Source organism: Mesorhizobium sp. ORM8.1 (assembly GCF_053005525.2).
Map to the genome: position 1 here is coordinate 5,445,543 of NZ_CM132600.1, position 19,292 is coordinate 5,464,834.

22 protein-coding genes and 3 pseudogenes are annotated in these 19,292 nt (G+C 62.0%); 9 read left to right on the forward strand and 16 right to left on the reverse strand.

The genetic code is table 11. The features are described from left to right. Positions 1 to 57 precede the first annotated feature (57 nt). Positions 58 to 606 carry a UbiX family flavin prenyltransferase gene (locus ACVDG8_RS27215; RefSeq protein ID WP_455707294.1) on the forward strand — a complete coding sequence of 183 codons (549 nt, stop codon included), beginning with the start codon at positions 58 to 60 and terminating at the stop codon, positions 604 to 606. Positions 607 to 757: 151 nt separating this feature from the next. After that, positions 758 to 931 carry a DUF2249 domain-containing protein gene (locus tag ACVDG8_RS27220; protein WP_455707295.1) on the forward strand — a complete coding sequence of 58 codons (174 nt, stop codon included), beginning with the start codon at positions 758 to 760 and terminating at the stop codon, positions 929 to 931. Positions 932 to 993: 62 nt separating this feature from the next. Here the strand turns inward: ACVDG8_RS27220 and ACVDG8_RS27225 are convergent, their stop codons facing one another. Further along, positions 994 to 1,374 (reverse strand): hypothetical protein, encoded by a 381-nt coding sequence (locus ACVDG8_RS27225; RefSeq protein WP_447257107.1) that lies wholly within the window; start codon positions 1,372 to 1,374, stop codon positions 994 to 996. Positions 1,375 to 1,552: 178 nt separating this feature from the next. On the opposite strand from ACVDG8_RS27225, the gene ACVDG8_RS27230 reads away from it, so the two are divergent. Beyond that, complete coding sequence (locus ACVDG8_RS27230) at positions 1,553 to 2,743, forward strand: NnrS family protein (protein ID WP_455707296.1); 1,191 nt, start codon at positions 1,553 to 1,555, stop codon at positions 2,741 to 2,743. Between the two features lie 12 nt (positions 2,744 to 2,755). Here the strand turns inward: ACVDG8_RS27230 and ACVDG8_RS27235 are convergent, their stop codons facing one another. The 7 genes and pseudogenes from ACVDG8_RS27235 to ACVDG8_RS27265 all read right to left on the reverse strand — a co-directional run bounded on the left by ACVDG8_RS27235 (position 2,756) and on the right by ACVDG8_RS27265 (position 9,825). Beyond that, entirely contained in the window at positions 2,756 to 2,992 is a 237-nt protein-coding gene (locus ACVDG8_RS27235; protein ID WP_455707297.1) for a hypothetical protein, read from the reverse strand. Next, on the reverse strand, positions 2,973 to 3,173 hold the full coding sequence (locus tag ACVDG8_RS27240) for a hypothetical protein (protein WP_455707298.1): 201 nt from the start codon (positions 3,171 to 3,173) through the stop codon (positions 2,973 to 2,975). Before ACVDG8_RS27240 ends, ACVDG8_RS27235 begins: the two co-directional genes overlap by 20 nt. Positions 3,174 to 3,249: 76 nt before the next feature. After that, on the reverse strand, positions 3,250 to 3,489 hold the full coding sequence (locus tag ACVDG8_RS27245; protein ID WP_447251196.1) for a hypothetical protein: 240 nt from the start codon (positions 3,487 to 3,489) through the stop codon (positions 3,250 to 3,252). Between the two features lie 488 nt (positions 3,490 to 3,977). Continuing rightward, positions 3,978 to 7,211, reverse strand: coding sequence for an efflux RND transporter permease subunit (locus ACVDG8_RS27250; protein ID WP_447251197.1), 3,234 nt, complete (start codon positions 7,209 to 7,211; stop codon positions 3,978 to 3,980). Further along, on the reverse strand, positions 7,208 to 8,218 hold the full coding sequence (locus tag ACVDG8_RS27255) for an efflux RND transporter periplasmic adaptor subunit (RefSeq protein WP_447251198.1): 1,011 nt from the start codon (positions 8,216 to 8,218) through the stop codon (positions 7,208 to 7,210). The genes ACVDG8_RS27250 and ACVDG8_RS27255 overlap by 4 nt, the downstream gene beginning before the upstream one ends. A gap of 83 nt (positions 8,219 to 8,301) precedes the next feature. After that, complete coding sequence (locus ACVDG8_RS27260) at positions 8,302 to 8,505, reverse strand: YgaP family membrane protein (RefSeq protein WP_447257108.1); 204 nt, start codon at positions 8,503 to 8,505, stop codon at positions 8,302 to 8,304. 28 nt (positions 8,506 to 8,533) lie between these two features. Continuing rightward, positions 8,534 to 9,825 (reverse strand): annotated as a pseudogene (locus ACVDG8_RS27265) (NAD(P)/FAD-dependent oxidoreductase). Positions 9,826 to 10,010: 185 nt separating this feature from the next. Here ACVDG8_RS27265 and ACVDG8_RS27270 point away from each other — a divergent pair. Both ACVDG8_RS27270 and ACVDG8_RS27275 read left to right on the forward strand, forming a co-directional pair. Next, the gene (locus tag ACVDG8_RS27270; protein WP_455707299.1) at positions 10,011 to 10,292 is read left to right on the forward strand and encodes an ArsR/SmtB family transcription factor; all 282 of its coding nucleotides are present in this window, start codon (positions 10,011 to 10,013) and stop codon (positions 10,290 to 10,292) included. A gap of 270 nt (positions 10,293 to 10,562) precedes the next feature. Beyond that, positions 10,563 to 10,967, forward strand: coding sequence for a host attachment family protein (locus tag ACVDG8_RS27275; protein WP_447251201.1), 405 nt, complete (start codon positions 10,563 to 10,565; stop codon positions 10,965 to 10,967). A 115-nt stretch (positions 10,968 to 11,082) separates the two neighbouring features. Here ACVDG8_RS27275 and ACVDG8_RS27280 read toward each other — a convergent pair whose 3' ends face one another. After that, positions 11,083 to 11,889: a universal stress protein gene (locus ACVDG8_RS27280; protein ID WP_447251202.1), complete on the reverse strand. Its 807-nt coding sequence runs from the start codon at positions 11,887 to 11,889 to the stop codon at positions 11,083 to 11,085. Between the two features lie 113 nt (positions 11,890 to 12,002). Further along, positions 12,003 to 12,536, reverse strand: a complete 534-nt coding sequence (locus tag ACVDG8_RS27285) for a flavin reductase family protein (protein ID WP_447251203.1) — start codon at positions 12,534 to 12,536, stop codon at positions 12,003 to 12,005. Between the two features lie 420 nt (positions 12,537 to 12,956). Here ACVDG8_RS27285 and ACVDG8_RS27290 point away from each other — a divergent pair, with 420 nt between their 5' ends. The 4 genes from ACVDG8_RS27290 to ACVDG8_RS27305 all read left to right on the forward strand — a co-directional run bounded on the left by ACVDG8_RS27290 (position 12,957) and on the right by ACVDG8_RS27305 (position 14,435). Next, on the forward strand, positions 12,957 to 13,340 hold the full coding sequence (locus ACVDG8_RS27290) for a phasin family protein (protein WP_447251204.1): 384 nt from the start codon (positions 12,957 to 12,959) through the stop codon (positions 13,338 to 13,340). Between the two features lie 111 nt (positions 13,341 to 13,451). Further along, positions 13,452 to 13,703: a c-type cytochrome gene (locus ACVDG8_RS27295; RefSeq protein WP_447251205.1), complete on the forward strand. Its 252-nt coding sequence runs from the start codon at positions 13,452 to 13,454 to the stop codon at positions 13,701 to 13,703. A 221-nt stretch (positions 13,704 to 13,924) separates the two neighbouring features. Next, positions 13,925 to 14,110 carry a hydrolase gene (locus tag ACVDG8_RS27300; RefSeq protein ID WP_447251206.1) on the forward strand — a complete coding sequence of 62 codons (186 nt, stop codon included), beginning with the start codon at positions 13,925 to 13,927 and terminating at the stop codon, positions 14,108 to 14,110. 7 nt (positions 14,111 to 14,117) lie between these two features. After that, on the forward strand, positions 14,118 to 14,435 hold the full coding sequence (locus ACVDG8_RS27305; RefSeq protein ID WP_447257109.1) for a hydrolase: 318 nt from the start codon (positions 14,118 to 14,120) through the stop codon (positions 14,433 to 14,435). Positions 14,436 to 14,448: 13 nt separating this feature from the next. On the opposite strand, the gene arcC is transcribed toward ACVDG8_RS27305, so the two are convergent. The 6 genes and pseudogenes from arcC to ACVDG8_RS27335 all read right to left on the reverse strand — a co-directional run. Continuing rightward, complete coding sequence (arcC, locus tag ACVDG8_RS27310; protein WP_447251207.1) at positions 14,449 to 15,351, reverse strand: carbamate kinase; 903 nt, start codon at positions 15,349 to 15,351, stop codon at positions 14,449 to 14,451. Between the two features lies 1 nt (position 15,352). After that, entirely contained in the window at positions 15,353 to 16,354 is a 1,002-nt protein-coding gene (argF, locus tag ACVDG8_RS27315; RefSeq protein WP_447251208.1) for an ornithine carbamoyltransferase, read from the reverse strand. An 11-nt stretch (positions 16,355 to 16,365) separates the two neighbouring features. Then, positions 16,366 to 17,579 (reverse strand): annotated as a pseudogene (locus ACVDG8_RS27320) (arginine deiminase). A gap of 12 nt (positions 17,580 to 17,591) precedes the next feature. Continuing rightward, positions 17,592 to 17,816 (reverse strand): hypothetical protein, encoded by a 225-nt coding sequence (locus ACVDG8_RS27325; RefSeq protein WP_455707300.1) that lies wholly within the window; start codon positions 17,814 to 17,816, stop codon positions 17,592 to 17,594. Beyond that, positions 17,816 to 19,093 carry a basic amino acid/polyamine antiporter gene (locus ACVDG8_RS27330; RefSeq protein WP_455707301.1) on the reverse strand — a complete coding sequence of 426 codons (1,278 nt, stop codon included), beginning with the start codon at positions 19,091 to 19,093 and terminating at the stop codon, positions 17,816 to 17,818. Before ACVDG8_RS27330 ends, ACVDG8_RS27325 begins: the two co-directional genes overlap by 1 nt. Continuing rightward, positions 19,090 to 19,290 (reverse strand): annotated as a pseudogene (locus ACVDG8_RS27335) (hypothetical protein); the annotation flags it as partial. The pseudogene ACVDG8_RS27335 and the gene ACVDG8_RS27330, both read right to left, overlap by 4 nt. Positions 19,291 to 19,292 lie beyond the last annotated feature (2 nt).

A 19,292-nucleotide genomic window follows, 5' to 3' on the forward strand; every position in this document is an offset into this window, starting at 1 on the left:
AGCAGGTGTCGCAGCGATGGAACGAGATCTTCTCGCAAACGACCGTTCGGGGAAAAAATGGCCAAACGACTGATAGTGGGCGTCACCGGTGCATCCGGCTCCGTGCTCGCGCTCGAAACCTTGCGCCAGCTGGTCAGGGCCGGCGTGGAGACGCATCTCGTCGCCTCGAAGGGCGCGCGCATGACCATCGCTCACGAGCTCGGCGCCGACGGTCTTGCCCAGCTGACCTCCGTCGCCAACTATGCGCATTCCTACCAGGATCTGGCCGCGCCCATCGCCAGCGGATCTTTCAGAACGGATGGCATGATTGTCGTTCCGTGCTCGATGCGAACCCTTGCGGCGATAGCGCACGGTTTGGGCGACAACCTTGTCACCAGAGCCGCCGATGTCGTGCTGAAGGAAAAGCGCCGGCTGATCATCGTGCCGCGCGAGGCGCCTCTGCATGAGGGGCACCTCGAAGCGATGCTGAGGCTGGCGCGGATGGGGGCGATCGTCGCGCCGCCGGTGCCGCCTTTCTACGTCAAGCCGGCCTCGATCGAGGAGATGATCGTCGAGATGGCCGCCCGCCTGGTCAGTTGGGCGGGGTCGACCCGGGCGACAAGCTGACGCGGTGGGGTGAAAAGAAAGGCGCCGCCGTCGATCGTTCTGAGGTGCTGCTCAAACGCGCGAGGTTGCCATGAATTTCCAGATGCCGAAGCCCACGACATACGATGTGCGCAGGCTTCCCGCCGAAAGGAAACAGTCCGCGGTGCTTTCGATGTTCGACGGGCTGAAGCCCGGTCAGACATTCGTTGTCATTCTTGATTTCGACCCCGAAGGGCTCAAGCGCCGGTTCGAGGCGTTCTTTGCCGACGATTGCGTGTGGATCTGCCTGGAAGCGGGACCGCCGGAATGGCGGGTCGAAATAGGAAGGCCCGAACCTGCGGGGTGACGTCGAATTCTAGGAAGAGCAGTTGTTCGCGGGATCGGTCGCCAAATCTTGCTATCGACCACCTAAAGTCCGGCCGGCGTGGATTGGCTGAGTAGCCGCATCGAGGATGCGCCCTCCTTGGCGGTGTTCGCGATGTCGTCGAACAGAAGCGCGACATCCACGTAGACGCTGCGGTCCCGTTCGGCCGTGTCCAATTCATCGAGATCTTGCAGAAAGAAGAGAATGGCTTCGATACGCTCGCGCTGACTGCGGGCATTGGCAAGATGTTCGCGCGCCGCGCGCCGGGTCTCCAAAGCCGCAAAACGCGCCAGCATCTCGTCGAGCCTGGATTTGCACTCGCATTCGAGCTGGGCGCCTTTGATTACGGTTGCCAGGCGGCCGACTATGGCCGTGTCGACAAAGCGCGCCTCTTCAATGCTGTCGGGTGGAACGTTGTGGTTCATCTGTTGCAATTCAGGCCGTTGGGCCTGCTTCTGGTTGGCGACGACAGTCCTGAAAAGGCCCTTCGAACATAGTCGACCATTTCTGAACGCTGTTTGCGCTGGAGCAAATACCGAGATCGATCGTCGACGGTATTGCCTTTCATTTGATCGTTGTCGTGCTGCGAACTCGCGAACGGGGATGTTGCGTCAGTCATCTCGGGAGAAACGGTGCATGGGTACTGTTGGGAGCACGCTCGCGGTCGATGCGAAGCGAATGCCGTCGCCGTTCCGGCCGTTTTTTCTCATCGCCGTATTGGACGCGATCGTGGGCGCGGCAGTCTGGCTGCCATCGGCCTTCGGTGTGCAGGCCATCGGCCCGGGGAAGATTTCTCTCGGTGACTGGCATCGCGACGTGCTTCTGTTCGGGATGGTTCCGGCCATCCTGACCGGCTTCCTGCTGACCGCGCTGCCCCGCTGGACAGGGCGCCGTGCAGTGTCGCCGCTCACTACCCGCTTGTTGGTCGCTGTTTGGCTGTGCAGCCGATTGACCTTCCTGTTCCTATCGCCCTCGGCAGGGCTCGGCCTCTCGGCGCTTCTGGTCATGATACTGTTGCTGATCGCGGCGAGACACGTGATCGCCGCGCACGACCGCCGCAATCTGAAGATATTGTTCCTGCTGCTCGTCTTTTGTGTAGGCAACGTGCTCACCGCGGCATCCTGCCAGGTGGAATTCGCACTGAGGCTGGCCTTGGCTTCGATCATCGGCCTGGTCATGATCATCGGAGGGCGGGTCGTGCCGGCGTTGACCGTGGCCTATGTCGAGAGCGCCGGCGGTCGGATCGTCGTCGGTCGAACCGCCGCTTTGGAGCATGCGGCCGCGATCGTGGCGGCATGCGGCTTGGGGATGTGGGTTGCAGCGCCGCAGGCGCAACTCACCGGGCTTGCCTGCGTTCTTGCCGCCTGCAGCCAGGCGATGCGAGTGGCGCAGTGGAATGGTTGGCGAAGCGCGGCGTCGTCGACGGTTCTCGCCCTTCATATCGGGTATGGCTGGATCATCGTGGGTTTCGGGCTCCTGGCTATCCACATTTTCGCGCCGGCGAGCCTGGGGCGGCCGGCCGCCGTTCATGCCTGGACGATCGGCGGCATCGGAACCATGGCCCTCGCCATCATGGCGAGCATGATCCGCAAGCACAGCCGCCGCGCCTTTGCGCCTTCCGGCGCGGCAACCTTGGCCTTCCTGGCGATGACAGTCTGCTGTCTATCCCGCCTCCTGGTCGAGGTGCTGCCGGGCTACGGCGCGGCTTTGACGAGCCTTGCAGGCGCGTTGTGGGTTGTCGCCTTCGGCCTGTTTCTGATGGCGTTCCGCGGAATGCTCATACATCGTGGATGACACAACTGCGATTCACCAGATCCAGAAAAGCAGAAGCCAGCTGGCCACGGTGACCATCATTGCCAGCCCAATGAAGAACAGGGCGAGCACCCGACGGGCAAGGCTTTGGCTGTAGAGTTCCGGCACTTGCCAGCACAGCGCGCCAGACCAGACCACCGCCAGCGAGAGCATCGTGACGCGTAGTTGGCCGACACAGGGCAGGTCGATCCCGTCCGAGCGGCGGAGTTGGCTAACCGTGAGTGCGGACAAGCAGAGAGACGCTGGCGCCGGCCAGGGGTATCAACGACTGGGCGAGATGATGGAATCTCGCTGCCTGCCAGGAACCGAGGCTGCGTGTGGCAAGGGTCAGCATCGATACCGTCAGCGTGCCGCAGGCGAGGGCCGCCGCAAGCACGTAGGCAACGAGCAGCGCCCCGTCGAGGAGCGTCATCACATCGCTCCTCTGAGCGTAGTTCGTAAGTATCCACCAGGGCGCGGTGGCTTCGAGCGGCCAGGTCACTCCGTTTTCAATCAGCCGTTCCGCCATCCATTGTTTCGCGGAGACGAACCAGGGACTGGACGACCATTGAAAATGCGCCGACGGCGAGACCCATGAGTCCGAAAACGATGAGGATGGTCTCCCAGGGCTTTGCAAGATTCCCGGCGACGTGAACGATCTCGTGGTTCGGCGAACGGCGCGCCAGGCGGATCGCCCCGCGAAAACCGCTGCAGCGCCCGCACATATGGCATTCGCTGGCGCCGCGCATTGTCCTGAACGGCACCAGCGGGGCGCAGTTGACGGTTCCGGGTTTGATCCCGGCGAGACGTTTTCCGACGTCGCGCTGTTCTGACCAATGACCGAAGAAAAGTTCCGGTTAATTGATCTTGGTCAAATGCAGGCGGCTGAGAACATGGGATTTTCTACTGCTAAACCAGCAGTTTATCGAAGTGGTCACCGATGGCCGACATCGTGTCAAAGCTCGTCAGGGAGTGCAATCTGAGCCGAAACAGAGGCGCGGACTTTCCAACAATCTGGCAGACCATATTGAAGGGGCATTCATATGTCGCAGGCCCACCGATACAGGATCGGGACATCGCCGGCCCTCTCCTCAAGATCCCCTTGATAAACGGCCGCTACCTCGCCTTCGGCGCCTCAGGCTTTCGCCTTGCCTGAAAACCGGCGCGATTTCCTCTCGCGGCCTTGGCACGCGCCGCGGATGGCACATTCGCCAATTAACGATTTGCCGGCTCGGGCTCACTTAGTCAGCGGTGCTGCTTCGCTGTGCCCGACATCGGCGGGCGGCCCACCGCGCAATGCCACGTAGATCGCCGGAATGACAAGCACGGTCAGCAGCGTCGAGGAGGCGAGGCCGAACAGCAGGGATATGGCGAGGCCCTGGAAGATCGGATCGGTCAGGATCACCGCGGCGCCGATCATCGCTGCGAGCGCGGTGAGCAGGATCGGCTTGAAGCGGATCGCGCCGGCCTTGAGCAGCACGTGAACGAGCGGTCCGTCGATGCCCCTGGCGTGCCGGATGAAATCCACCAGCAGGATCGAGTTGCGCACTATGATGCCGGCGAGCGCGATGAAGCCGATCATCGAGGTGGCCGTGAAGGGTGCGGCGAAGGCCCAGTGGCCAAGCATGATGCCGATCAGCGTGAGCGGGATGGGGGTCAGGATCACCAGCGGCAGCTTGAAGGAGCCGAACTGCGCGACAACGAGGATGTAGATGCCGAGGATGGCCACCATGAAGGCGGCGCCCATGTCGCGGAACGTCACCCAGGTCACCTCCCACTCGCCGTCCCACAATAGGGTGGGCTTCGATTCGTCGTCCGGCTGGCCGTGCAGCGCGATTGCCGGCTTGGGGACGCTGCCCCAGTCCGCCTTGGCAATCGCGTCGTCAACGGCGAGCATGCCATAGACCGGCGCCTCGAACGCGCCCGCCAGTTCGCCCATCACCATCTCGGCCGGGCGCCCGTTGTGGCGGAAGATCGGGTAGGAGGCCGGTTCGCGGCTCATCCGCACGACGTCGCCAAGCTCGACAACGTCGCGCGCGCCGGGCAGAACGTTGGCGGCCACAGGGGTCGCCAGGGCGCGCTGATCGACCACGCCGTTTGCCTTGGACAAGGCGATGCGGATCGGGATCGGCAGGCGTCCGCCGCCACGATGCGAATAGCCGACCGTGGTGCCGCCGAAGAGATAGCCCAGGGTGTCGTACACATCCGTCTGCTCGACCTTGTAATATTCCAGATTGTCTTGGTCGATCGAAAGCCGGAGCCGCTCCGGCTGGTTGTGGAAGCTGTCGTCGACGTCGACGATGAACGGAATGCTGGCGAAGGTCTCGCGTACCTTGGCCGCGACCGCGCGACGGGTCTCGGCATCCGGACCGTAGATTTCGGCCAGCAGCGTGCCGAGCACCGGCGGCCCGGGCGGCGGCTCGACCACCTTCAGCACCGTGCCGGTCGGCATCGCCATTCCCCTCAAGCGATCGCGCAACTCGAGCGCAATGGCATGGCTGGCGCGGCTGCGGTCGCCCTTGGGAAGCAGATTGACGGTGATGTCGCCCTGTTCGGGGCTTGATCGCAGGTAGTAGTGGCGCACCAGGCCGTTGAAGTTGAAAGGCGCGGAAGCGCCTGCGTAGGTCTGGAACGAAACCACTTCCGGCACGGCGGCCAGCCGGTTCACAGCGGCCTGCAGCAGCCGGTCGGTGTCCTCGACCGACGAGCCCCTGGGCAGGTCCGCCACAATCTGGAGCTCGGTCTTGTTGTCGAAGGGCAGAAGCTTGACCGTCACGTGCTTGGTGTAGATCAGCGCCATGGATCCAATCGTGGCGATGCCCACGATCAGAAGGAAGGCCCACGCCCGAAACCGCGATTTCAAGATAGGCCGCGCCACCGCGACATAGACCCGTCCCAGCATGCCGCCATGCGCGCTGCCGGCATGGCCATGCGTGCCGGTCTTTCCGCCAAGTTTCATCATCAGCCACGGCGTCAGCATCACCGCGACGAAGAAGGAGAAGAGCATCGCCGCCGACGCGTTGGCCGGGATCGGGCTCATATAGGGGCCCATGAGGCCGGAAACGAAGAGCATGGGCAGCAGCGCAGCCACCACGGTCAGCGTCGCCACGATGGTGGGATTGCCGACCTCGGCGACTGCATCGGTCGCTGCCTGGCTGCGCGAACGTCCATCGTCCATCGCCCAGTGGCGCGCGATGTTTTCGATGATCACGATTGCGTCGTCGACGAGAATGCCGATGGAGAAGATCAGCGCGAACAGGCTGACCCGGTTCAGCGTGTAGCCCATGATGCGCGATGCAAACATGGTCAGCAGGATCGTCGTAGGTATCACGACGGCCACCACCAAGGCTTCCCGCCAGCCGATGGCGACGGCGACCAAGAGAACGATGGAGACGGTCGCCAGGCCTAGATGGAAGAGCAACTCGTTGGCCTTCTCATTGGCCGTCTCGCCGTAGTTGCGCGTCACGCGCATCTCGACGTCCTTCGGGAAGATCTGGCCGCGCACCTGATCGAGGCGCTTGACGATCGTGTCGGCGATGACGACCGCATTGGTGCCTGGTCGCTTGGCGATCGCAACCGACACAGCCGGCGTGCGATCGAGACCCGTGCCGGACTTGACGATGTTGGTGACGCGGTTCTCCGCCGGCGACGTCGAGAGCACGACGCTGGCGACGTCGCGCACATAGAGCGGGCGGCCGTCGCGAGCCGTCACCAGCAGGTTGCCGATGTCGGACAAAGTCTGCAGCGTCTGGCCGGCTACCAGCACACGTTGATTGCCATCGTCGCGAACCGTGCCGATCTGGAAGGAGCGGTTGGCGCCCGCGATCTTGCCCGTCAGCTGCTGCAGCGTGATGCCGTAGAGCGAGAGCTTTTCCGGATCCGGCTCCACCTGGATCTCTTCCGGCTGCTCACCGACGATGTAGGTGAGGCCGATATCGGGAAGCTTTGCGACCTCGACCTGCAGTTCATGCGCAAGACGCGTCAGGTCCGCCGAGGAGTAGCGCGCCGCCGCTTGCGGCGCCGGCGCCAGCGTCACCACCACTATGGCCACGTCATCGATGCCGCGCCCGACGATCAGCGGCTCCGGAATCCCGACAGGGATGCGATCCATGTTGGCGCGGACCTTGTCGTTCACGCGCAGGATCGCGGCGTCCGAGCTGGTGCCGACGTTGAAGCGCGCGGTCACCAGCGCGCCGTCATCCATCGTCTGCGAGTAGACGTGCTCCACGCCGTCTATGCCCTTGATGATCGTCTCCAGCGGCTCGGTAACGAGCTTGACGGCATCCTCGGCCTTCAGGCCATTCGCGGATACGTGGATGTCGACCATGGGTACGGAGATCTGTGGCTCCTCCTCGCGCGGCAGCGTGACCAAGGCCACAAGCCCAAGCGCCAGCGCAGCCAGCAGGAACAGGGGCGTCAGCGGCGATGCGATGAAGGAACGGGTAAGCCAGCCGGCGATGCCGAGTTTCATGGCAGGACGACCTTGTCGCCATCGGCAAGACCGCTCAGGATCTCGATGCGCGTCTGGCCGGCGTCCTGGAATGTCGCACCCAGCACGACCGCGACGTCAAGCGGGCCGTCGGCCGTCTCGACCGTGACGTAGTCTATGCCGTGGACGATCCTGAGCGCCTGGGACGGAACGCCCAGCATGGTCCGCTTGGCAACCGGTATGGACACAAGCGTGCGCTCATTGACGAAATAGGTCCCGATATCGGAGACTTCGACGTCGGCAATCACACGACCATTCTCGATCTCGGGATAGACCTTGGCGATCCGTCCCTCGCTGGCCTTGACGAAGCCGGCATTGGTGCCGGTGCCGCGTTCGCCGATGTCGACGCGAGCGCCTTCCGTTATCTCGACGGCGTGCCTTTCCGGCAAGGAAAGTCGCAGATAGTACTGACCCGACGCCACCCGCGCGACAGGCTCGCCCGCCATGATCACCGAGCCTGCGGCCACAGGTACGGTCAGCACCCGGCCGTCGGCCGGAGCCAGGATATCGCCTTCTCTGGTGCTCTGCTCGATGACCGCCTTCTCGGCAATCGCAGCCGCCAGCTGGTTCGTGACGACATCGAACTGGGTCTTTGCGGTGTCGACCCGGCTTTGAGCGGCGGCGCCCTTTGCGAGCAGGTCTTGCGCGCGCTGCAGATCGGTACGGGCGCTATCGAGTTGCGAATTCAGCGCCGCGATCTTGGCGTCGGCGGCTCTGAGCTGCAGCGCGAGCTTGTCGTCGACGACCGTGGCAATCAGGTCGCCCTTGCTTACGTGGACGCCTTCGGAGACGTGGACGGACGAGACAGTTCCCGAAATCCTCGCCCTGGCCGGAAGGATGGTGCGGCTCTCGACCTGTCCATAGACCGCCTTCATCTCGGTGACGGTGGAGGCCTTGACCATGAATTCGGCGGCGCGTGCATCGACAGCGACAAAGCCGGCGGCGCCGATCAGAAGAATGTTCGCGAAGGCCGATCGTATGGTTCTCATTGCGCCTGTCTCGTCGATTGAAATGGGCCGGGAGGCAACTGAGGCGCCTCCCAGCCAGCAGCCAATTGCTCGATGACGTGCCGTTATTTGAACGCCACGCCCGTCTTGCAGCCGAGCTTCTTGAAGACCATTGCCGCCGGGCAGAAGCCCGTGACCGAGGCCTGCACCATGTTGAGCCCGGCAAAAGCGGTCAGCAGGAACCAGTAGGGCGAATAGTAGATGCCGAGCGCGAGCGATATCAGCACCATGAAGCCCGCGAACATGAGAACTGCCCTGTCTATCGTCATCATTCTTTTCTCCTGAAAACCGCCGCGCCTATTCGGCCGGCTCGATGTGGACAGCCTTGAGCTTCTTGATGCCGAGAACGTCGAGCGCCAGCCCTTCATAGAAGGTCTCGCTCTTTCCCTGCCGCACCTTGTGGAGGAAGTATTTCTCGAACCCGACCTTCGCCGCGTGGACCCATTTGCCCTGCGAGGACCAGTTGACGTTGCGGGGAGGGATCTGCGGCTGCGCGATGAAGGCTATGCCTTCATCGCCGAAATCGGCGAGGCAGACCGCATTCCATGTAGCGACCGCCCTCGGCTCCTCGCCGCGCGAAGCGCGCCGATGTTCTCGGCGGTGGCTGTGACCATGGATTCGATCATGAAGCCTGTCTTCGGCACGCCTACGGGCAGCGGCGTCTTGCCGACCGGCGGGATTGCGACGCAGACGCCGATAGCGAAGACGTTGGGATGGGCCTGGTTGCGCTGATATTTGTCGATTGTGACAAAGCCGCGCGGGTTGACCAAGCCTTCAACGCCGGTGACTGCCGCCACACCGCGGAAGGCAGGCAGCATCATCGAGACGGCGAAGGGAAGGTCGTGCCTGGCCTTGGTCGTCCCATCCTCGTTGACTTCCTCGACATGCATCATATCGGCATCGACCGAAGTCACCTTGGCATTGGTGATCCACTTGATGTGCCGGTCGCGCATGGCGCTCTCGAGCAGGCCCTTGGTGTCGCCGACCCCGTCGAGCCCGAGATGGCCGATATAGGGCTCCGGCGTCACGAAGGTCATCGGCACACGGTCGCGCACCTTGGCCCTGCGCAAGGCGGTGTCCAGGATGAAGGCGAATTCATAGGCCGGGCCGTAGCAAGACGCGCCTTGTACCGCGCCCACGATGACCGGCCCAGGCTTTCGGACCAACTCGTCAAACCGCGCCCGCGTGGCGACGGCGTGGTCGATATGACAGATGGACTGTGTATGGCCCGCAGGTCCGAGACCCGGCACCTCATCGAAGGCAAGGTCGGGGCCGGTCGCGATGATCAGATAGTCGTAATCGACGAAGGAGCCGTCGTTGAGCTCGATCCGGTTTTCCTTCGGATGCACCTTTTTCGCGCCCTCGGGACGCAGAACGATGCCGCGCCGCTTGAAGATATCCGCCAGATCGACGGTGACGTCATCACGCTCCCGCCACCCGACTGCCACCCAGGGATTGGAAGGCACAAAGGAATAGGATGTGCCGAGCGTGACGACGGTCAGCCGGTCATCGTTGCGTAGCTTGTCGCGCATTTCGTATGCCATGATCGTGCCGCCGAGACCTGCTCCGAGGACGACGATGTGGGACATGATGATCCTCCCGTTGGTTCGATCTTCGCAGCATCCTGCGCGGGAAAGTCGCGTTCTGCGTTGATCAGGCTCAATTTCCAAACGGGCAGGCACGATTGTAAGGTACTGACTTCGACGGAGCCCGCATGGCGAGCTTGCATCTAACATTCAAAGATTATAAATTCAATAGTATGAATGTAAGAGATATGATCCCGGCCTCGGACAAGGCGGCGGAACTGCTTCGGAGCCTGTCGCATCCGCAGCGATTGCTCGTGCTATGCGCGCTCGGCAACGAAGAGCGCTCCGTGGCTGAGCTGCGAGAGCTTCTGGACATCGATCAGGTGCCGATGTCTCAACAGCTTATGCGGCTGAGGGCCGACGGGCTCGTCGAGGCCCGCCGCGAAGGGACGACGGTTCACTACCGGATAACCCGTCCGGAGGTGCTTACCGTCATCGAGGCGCTGCATTCCGCCTTCTGCCCGACTTAGAGCGGTTCAGCGTTTCACGGAATCGTAGAACCGCTCTAGGTTTTGTTTTTACGCAATTCCGGACGGAAAACCGTTACACACTTTTCCTGGAATTGCTCTAGCCCGCACATCGCACGGCAGCTTTCGCCATCACGGGACTGGTCATGGCCTTGCCCGGCTTTGATCAAGGTCAAAGCGACGCAACTCGGCCCGGAGTTACCTGCCCGGCAATAGCAATGAAATGATCGGACGGCACTGCAGCGCTCGGCTGATCCGAGTTAGGAGAAACACATGATCCTGACTAATGGCACTCTTGTCGCGGTTACGGATGGCGAGAGTTTCCGGCTGTTTCACAACAAAGGACACGAGCCTGGTGTCGATCTGATCGAAGTCGAGGATTCCGTCCTTGAAACGGCTCACGCCGGCTCCGGCGGCAGGCATCGCAGTTCAACCGCCAATCCGGACGAGTCCCGGCTGCGTGAAGATGATTTTGCAGGATCGGTCGCAGGCTATCTCAACCATCAGGCCCTCGATCAAGCCTGCAAGCATATACTGGTGATCGCCGATCCCCGCACACTTGGTGAAATGCGCAAGCACTACCAGCCTTCATTGAGCGCGAAACTGATCGGCGAAATCGGCAAGGACTTCGTCAAGCATTCGGTGGAGGCGATCAAGTTAGCCATCTCGATCGCTTAAAGCGCGCCGCGCTGAAACGAAGTCAGGCGACGCGCTTTAAGTCTTTGTTTTGATGCATGTCGTTGTCCCAGAACCGCAGCACGCTTCTGGGCGACATGTACTAAGGAGTCCGTCATCAGCTCGACATGAGCCGATTGAGCCAGACCTCGTCGAGCAGAGAACGCGTAACGCCGCCGAACACCCATTCCCGCAACCGACTGTGTCCGTACGCGCCCGACACGATCAGCTCCGCACTGACCGAGGCGAGGAAATCAACGAGGCGGTTGCCGTCATCGTCGTCGGTCTTGATGACTTCGGTCCGCGCTTTGATGCCGTGGCCCGCCAGGAAGCTTGCAGCGTCCTTGACTCCATCCCTGATCCAATCATCCGGATTGCGATCGATCGCCACGATGGTGATCTCCCCAGCCATGGCCAACAGCGGCAAAGCGTCCGCCACCGCACGCCGTGCTTCGCGTGTGTCCTTCCAAGCGATCACGACCTTGCCCATCGGCAAGTCCGCGGCGCCATGGGCAGCAACCAGCACCGGTCTGCCGGCACGCAAAACCAGGCTGCCCGGATCGGCCGTACGGTAGGAGTCACCGGTGGATGCGCCATGCGGGGCGCCGGTGACGACGAGGTCGGCGAGACGAGAAGTCCTGACCACGGCATGATCCGGGTTCTCGATTGCGCCGTGCCAATCCGTCTTGACCGCTCCGGCGACGAGACTCTCGAATTCGCCCCGGACGCTTCCAAGCCTTTGCCGGATTTCATCTCTCGACTGCTCCCAGAGTTCGGCCGCGATGGCAGCGCCCTCGGGCGCCATCGTCGCCGGCAGCGGGGCATCGGCGGCGCAGATGCCGATCAGACGCGCGTCAAAACGTTTGGCCAGGCCGATAGCGACACGCGTCAGCGGTTCGATCGGACCGTCGATGCCGAGGTTCAAGAGAATGGATCTGTAGCTCATCGGCGGCGCTTCCGTTTGAGAGGTTCGGTGCACCGAAGCTAATATTGCAGGAACGTTCTCACCTTGATGTCGATCAAAATAGCTGCAGCGGCTCAGGGGATACGGGATTCGAAATGGACCACTTCGCCGTCCACAACGAAGGCGCCATTTCCGACGTGATGGATTGTCTTCGGTTTCGGCTGAACCGGGTCGATCCAGGCTTTCAGAACCTCCAGGACGAACAGGTTATATTTGTTCACCAGGCGTGTATCGATGACGCGGCATTCGAGATTGGCGAAGCATTCGGCGATCAGGGGAGCCGAAACGCGCTCGGCGGGAAGGGGCGTCAGCCAGGCTGTCGCGAACTTGTCAGTGTCGCGTCCGGAGCAGTTTCCAACCTTGACGACTTTTTCCGCGAGACCGACGGCAGGAATCGCGACCACGCATTCCTTCGTTTGACGCAAGGCGAAGAAGGAGAAGTCGTCGCTCGACACGACGCAGGCCATTGTCGGTGGTGCTATTCCCATCATCAGGTGCCAGGACATGGTCATGACATTCGCGCGGCCTTGCTTTGACCTGGTGGTCAATAGGACAACGGGACCAGGCTCGATTAGCCGATAGACTTCGGCAAGCGGCAGTTCCTTCATCGCGTCCTCATTTCCGCTTTTTGCAAGACAACAGCTCCGGCGACGTTGTGCCCGGCAATGCCCTTCGCTGCCTTGATCGACGTCAAAGTCGGAAAGCGACCGCTAAGGAGGGCGTGGTGAAGAGGTCGGCACAGTCTGTGCCGCTGGGGCCGATTGATCTTGATCAATGCATGCCGGAATTGGCCTTGCCATGTTCGATCAGAGCCACAGAAGGATCAGTTCATGTCCGCCGGAGGCATTCTCTTTTGGGGCGTCCTACTTTGCCTCGCTTGGATCGCCGGGGTCGGCATCTACTTCGAAAGGGCGTCCTCCAAAAGACGTAAGCCCCCTTCGGCGAACTATGTCTTCGGCCGCCGCTCAAGGCCGCACAATCCGAAGATGAGGCGCTGACGTGGGAGGCAGAGATCAAGGAACTTCGTCATGACCTGGAAGGCAGAAGAATTCAGCGCGCCAAACCTGCCCCCGCTCGCCAAGACAGGGCAGAAATTATTGCATGCCGCCGCGGCATTGCAGATGGATTCTACCTGTGCGCTGTTCAGCTTGCAGATGGAAGGAGCGTCCTTTCTCAGTCGGCGTTTTTGGGATGATCTGAGGCTAATCGAAATGCTGATGAGGCGGGACGAGCTCGTTGATACCTACGATGTGTTCGTCAACTTTTTCCAGAACGCCACGTCCGACTATACCAGCGAAGTCGCCAGGTTTGCGTCCTTGGGCGCCGAATTCGCTTCGGAAACGGCGGGACGGGTTCGAGAAGAGGCCGAAGCCACGATCGACGACATGCGCGCAGCCACCCTCGCTCCTTGAACTGACGCGATCAAGCGAGGCCTGTCGACCATGCGATCCCGCCCAACGCTCTCGATTCCATTGCTTGTGCTCGCACTCGGCCTTGCATAGGCAGCCTATGCCGGGGAAGACTTGCAGATCGCTTATGGAAAAAAACTGGTCGAGAAAAACTGCGCTCGCTGTCACTCGGTCGGTCCGGGCGGCGAGAGCACCCATCCCGACGCGCCGCCTTTCCGGTTGTTGCACCTGCGGTATCCAATCGAAGATCTTCAGGAAGCTCTGGCCGAGGGAATATCCACCGGACATCCGGACATGCCCGAGCTCGTGGCTTCTCCCGATCAGATCGTGGCGATTATCGGCTATATCCAAAGCCTGGGCCGATGATCAGGGGTCGATAGCTCACCTCGCCGCCCTCGATCCTCATCAATGCGCGGCCGCCCATTGCGAGCCATCTTGGTCTCCGAGGCTATCAGACCGATCTGCCTAGCCGCGGACCGGCTTCGATGTGCATCAATCGTGGTTCTTGGCGGCGTTGACCGGAATCAATGACGGCTGGTTCGTCAGCTGGTCTGATGTCTGATGTGCTCTCAATTCAGGAGGCGGCCATGCAGACGAACGAGACACCGCACTACGATGCCAGCGTGAACACGACGGGCTGCTGCCCCAAGTTCAACCCGGACGGCTGGGACGACCAGGACTTGCACTTCACCGACAAGTCATTCGTGAGAACGACAACGCGCAGCGTCATTCATGTTCCGGTGAACATGGGCAACGTTTTTTGCCCGCGTTAGCGAGCACATCGACGATGCCGGCGCTTCGGCCGAGGACCAATACATCGTTCTCAGCCGAGATCTGTCAGCATGGACAAGCGAACATCTTTTCTCGGTTTCGAAAGCCGTGCCCGAGGAGGAAATGACCCCGCTGACAGGCGACTTCGTTACCAAGGTGTTCGAGGGGGCGTTCAAGCAGGTAAGGGGCTGGCACGAGGAGATGCTTGAACTCGCGCGCCAGCGCAACCCCAAGGCCAGCGACGTATATTTCTTCTATACGACCTGCCCAAAATGCGCCGCGGCATATGGCAAGAACTACGTTGTCGGCGTGGCGAAAATCTCCTGAAGTCGATCGAGGCTTAGGGCTCGAACCAGGTGCCCCGACGCCGCTTGACGATCTCCTTCGCGTCCTCGAGCCGGCCGATTGCCGAGGGATTGCCCGTCGCCTGGATGAACTCGATCGCGGCGCTGATCTTGGGTCCCATCGAGCCGGCGGGAAAATCCTTCCCCGAAAGTTCCGTCGCTCCGACATTTCGCAGCGCGCGAGCCTCCGGTGTGCCATAGCCGACATAAACCGCATCGACATCCGTCAGCATGAGCAGCATGTCGGCCTTCAATTGGCGCGCTAGAAGCGAGCTTGCCAGATCTTTGTCGATGACAGCCTCGACGCCGATCATGCTGCCGTCATCGAGGGCCATCACGGGGACGCCGCCGCCACCTGTGCAGATCACGACGACGCCGTGCTCGACCAGATAGGAGATCACGGATACCTCCAGGATATCGAGAGGCCGCGGCGAGGACACGACGCGACGCCATTTATCGCCGTCAGGTGCAACCGTCCACCCACGTTCGCCCGCAAGTCGTCGCGCCGTCGCTTCGTCATAGACGGGGCCTATCGGTTTTGTCGGATGCGCAAAGGCCGGATCGCGAGGGTCGACCTTTACCTGGGTCAGCAAGGTTGCGAACAACCCTTGACCGGTGAGGTTGGCAAGCTCCTGCTCGATCATGTAGCCGACCATACCGGCGCTCTCGGCGCCGAGAACGTCGAGCGGGAAGGCGCCCTCCGGCGAGGCGGCCGATTGGAGCGCGAGCAGCCCGACTTGCGGGCCGTTGCCATGTGTGATGACGAGCGAATGGCCTTCCTCCATCAAGGCCGCCAGGGCGGAGGCGGCGCGCTTCACATTCTTGCGCTGATTTTCGGCGGTCATCGGTTCGCCGCGCCGCAACAGCGCGTTGCCGCCGAGGGCTGCAACGATCAGCATCTCAGTTGCCGATCGTGGCGACGAGCAGCGCCTTGATCGTATGCATGCGGTTCTCCGCTTGGTCGAAAACGATCGAGGCGCTCGACTCGAACACCTGATCTGTAACCTCCATGCAGTCGATGCCAAACTCGCGCGAGATATAGGCTCCGACTTCGGTATCGGCGTCGTGGAATGCCGGCAGGCAGTGCATGAATTTCGCGTGCGGATTACCGCTGGCCGCCATCACGTCACTTGTTACCCGATAGGGCGTCAACAGGCGAATGCGCTCCGCCCAGCCGGACTTGTCCTCGCCCATCGACATCCAGACGTCGGTGTAGATGAAGTCGGCATCTCGGACGCAACCGGCAACGTCTTCGTCCAGCCGGAAACGACCGCCGCCACGCTCCGTCAACTCCTTGACATGAGTGCAAAATGCTTCGTCCGGCCAGAGATCCCTCGGCGAGGCAATGCGCATATCGATGCCGACTTTGGCGGCGCCCAATGCCAGTGACTGCGCGACATTGTCCCGACCCTCGCCGACGAAGGCGACGGTCATGTCGGACAAATGCTTGTGCGTGAATTCCCGCATGGTCATGAAGTCGGCGAGGATCTGCGTAGGATGCGCCTCGTCGGTCAGGCCGTTGTAGACCGGCACGCCAGCATGCGCGGCAAGCAGCTCGGCCTGGTGTTGCGCAAAGCCGCGATATTCGATCGCGTCATACATGCGGCCCAGCACGCGCGCCGTGTCCTTCATGGACTCCTTGTGCCCGATGTGGCTGCCGGAGGGGCCGAAATAGGTGACGTGGGCGCCCTGGTCGTAGGCGGCCACTTCGAATCCCGTCCGCGTGCGCGTCGAGTCCTTTTCGAAGATGAGGGCGATGTTCTTGCGAACGAGGCGCGGTATCTCGTGCCCGGCTTGCTTGGCTACCTTGAGGTCAGCCGCCAGCTTCAGGACAAAGCGGATCTCTTCGGCCGAAAGGTCATCCAGTGAAAGCACCGAACGTCCGTGCAGGTTGATCGACATTGGATGTCCTTTCAGATCGGGTCGCGAGCGACGGGGCAGGTCATGCAATGCCCGCCGCCGCGGCCGCGGCTGAGCTCGGCGCCCTCGACCGTGATCACCTCGATACCCGCGCGGCGCAGAAGTGTGTTGGTATACACATTGCGGTCGTAGCCGATGACGACGCCCGGCTCGACGGCGACGACGTTATTACCGTCGTCCCACTGTTCGCGCTCGGCCTCGTAGCGGTCGCCGCCAGTGGCGATGATCCGCAGCGACTTCAGCCCGAGAGCCTCCGCCACGACTGTCGTGAAGGACGCTTTTTCTTCCTGACCTCGACCGCCGCATCGCCGTCTCCGGGCCGGATCGAGAAGGTGCGCAGCCGCTCGACCACGGGTGGATACATGGTGGCAAGGTCGCGGTCGCAGAAGGTGAACACGGTATCGAGATGCATGAAGGAGCGGTCACGTGGCATCAGCGCCGCGATCACGCGCGTGGCTTCGCCTGTGGCGAACAGGTTTCGGGCAAGATCGCCGACCGCTTGCGGCGTGGTACGCTCGCCCATGCCGACGAGAACCACACCTCCTCCGACGGGCATGACGTCGCCGCCTTCCAGGCTGATACCCGTTCCGGCTTCGGGCGATACGAATGGAATGCCGCCGTCGCGAAACCTCGGATGGAAGCGGTAGACAGCCTCGACATTGGCCGCTTCAGGCCGCCTGGCGGGCCAATACATTGGGTTGACCGACACAGAGCGGTAGATCCAGCAGGAGCTGTCGCGGGTGAATAGCTGGTTCGGCAGCGGCGGCAGCACGAAGTCCTGCGGCGCGAATGTCCTTCCGGTCAATCCCTTCGGTTCGAACGGCAGCTCGGCGCGAGCGATGCCGCCGACCAGACAGGTTGCCAGCAGGCCAGCCGACATTTCGTTCAGCCAGCCTCGCATCTCGTCGACCATGTCGAGGCCGACCACGCCGGCGTGTACCCGGCGATCCAGAAGCCAGTCGCGGGCCTTGCCGAGGCCCATGGTCTCCGCGAGGAGTTCGCCGAACGAATGCGCCACCACGCCGCGCTCGCGCAACGCGTCGACGAATATGTCGTGTTCCTGGCGCGCCCGTTTTACCCACAGCACGTCGTCGAACAGCAGCGACCTGCAGTTGTCCGGTGTCAGCCTGCGCAGGCTGAGATCCGGCCTGTGGACCATCACCTCGCGCAGGCGACCGACTTCCGAATGGACACCAAGATTTGTCACCGGATGGCGCCCTCAAAGCGCACTGATGGCGCCGGTCCACATCTCGTAGACGGCAAGGATTGCGACTGCGACGAGCGCGACTGCGATGACGGCTTCCACCGGGTGGAAGACGCGCTGACTACCTTCGCGACGGGCCCAGATGTAGAAGATGATGCCCGGGGCATAGAGGATCGCGCACATGAACAGATACGCGGGTCCGGCGGCGTAGACGAGCCACAGTCCGTAGATAGTTGCCACTACCCCGGCAACCAGAGGTCCTGTGCGTCGCTCACCGCCCCTATAGCTTTCTCCGGTCCACGCCAGTTTGGCGGCGAAGGCTCCGGAGAAAATATAGGGCACGAGGATGGCGGCCGAGGCGATGTAAAGAGCGCCTGGTAGGTGCTCTGCGCGAAGAGTGTGATCACCAGGAAGGCTTGGACGAGCAGGTTGGTGAGCAGCAGTGAGGTCGAGGGAACGCCGCGATCGCTCTCCCGGCCGAAGAATTTCGGCATTGTCCCGTCTTTTCCGGCGACGTGCGGGATTTCGGCGGCGAGCAGCGTCCAACTCAGGAAGGCTCCAATGACGGAAACGACGAGCGCAAGATTGATGAGCACGGCGCCCCAAGGGCCAACAACTGCCTCCAGCACTCCCGCCATCGATGGGTTCTTCAGGGCGGCAAGCTCGGGTTGGCTAAGAATGCCGAGCGAAAGCAGCGAGACCAGGGCATAGAGCGCGAGGCATGTGAAGAATCCCAGTACCGTCGCGGTAGCGATGTCCTTGCGGCGCTCCGCCCGGGCTGAGAACACACTGGCTCCTTCGATGCCGATGAACACCCACAGCGTCACCAGCATCGTGCTTTTCACCTGGGCGGCAATGGAGCCGAGCGAGCCGTTGCCGAGCCCCGTAAAATCGAGCGACCAGACGTTGAGCTTGAAGGCGACGGCGACGACGCCGACGAAGAGAACAACCGGAGCGATCTTTGCGACGGTCACGATCGTATTTACGACCGCTGCTTGCCGGATGCCCGCAAGAATGAGGAAGTGAATGAGCCACAACAAGACCGACGCGCCAAGCACTGCCTGCCAGGTGTTCCCGTCCCCGAAGGCTGGGAAGAAATAGGACAGAGCGCTGAAAACGATCACGGCGTAGGAGACGTTGCCGACCCATGCGCTGATCCAATAGCCCCAGGCACTGTTGAACCCGATAAAGGGTCCAAACCCTGCCTTGGCGTAGGCATATGGTCCCGCGTCGAGCTCGGGCCGGCGCACCGCCAGCGACTGGTAGACGAAGACCAGCGCAAGCATCCCGACGGCCGTGATTGCCCAACCGATCAGGATTGCGAGCGGGCCGGCGCCGGCCGCGATGTTCTGGGGCAGGCTGAAAACGCCCGAGCCCACCATCGAGCCGATGACGAGCGCCGCCAGGGAACCTAACCGGAGTTTTGTCGATGCGGCATTCCTGGCTTCCCGGATTGAGATATCGATTTCTGTCGTAGACATGATGCCTCCCGATTTGCGAACGGTGGGAGGATTCAACAGGAAACAAAGCTGGCGGCCTTGACGCTGGTCAATTTTGCCTTTCGTGGCGAAAGCCCAGACGATGCCGCTACGGTCCTAGGCAGTTGCATGGCGCAGTAGCCCGCAGCCGCCGCGATCGAAGTCATGCCGGCCAGAGGCAACCAGAACCTGACAGGACCCGCAATTGCCGCAAGCGACAGGCGCCCGATCGCGTCGG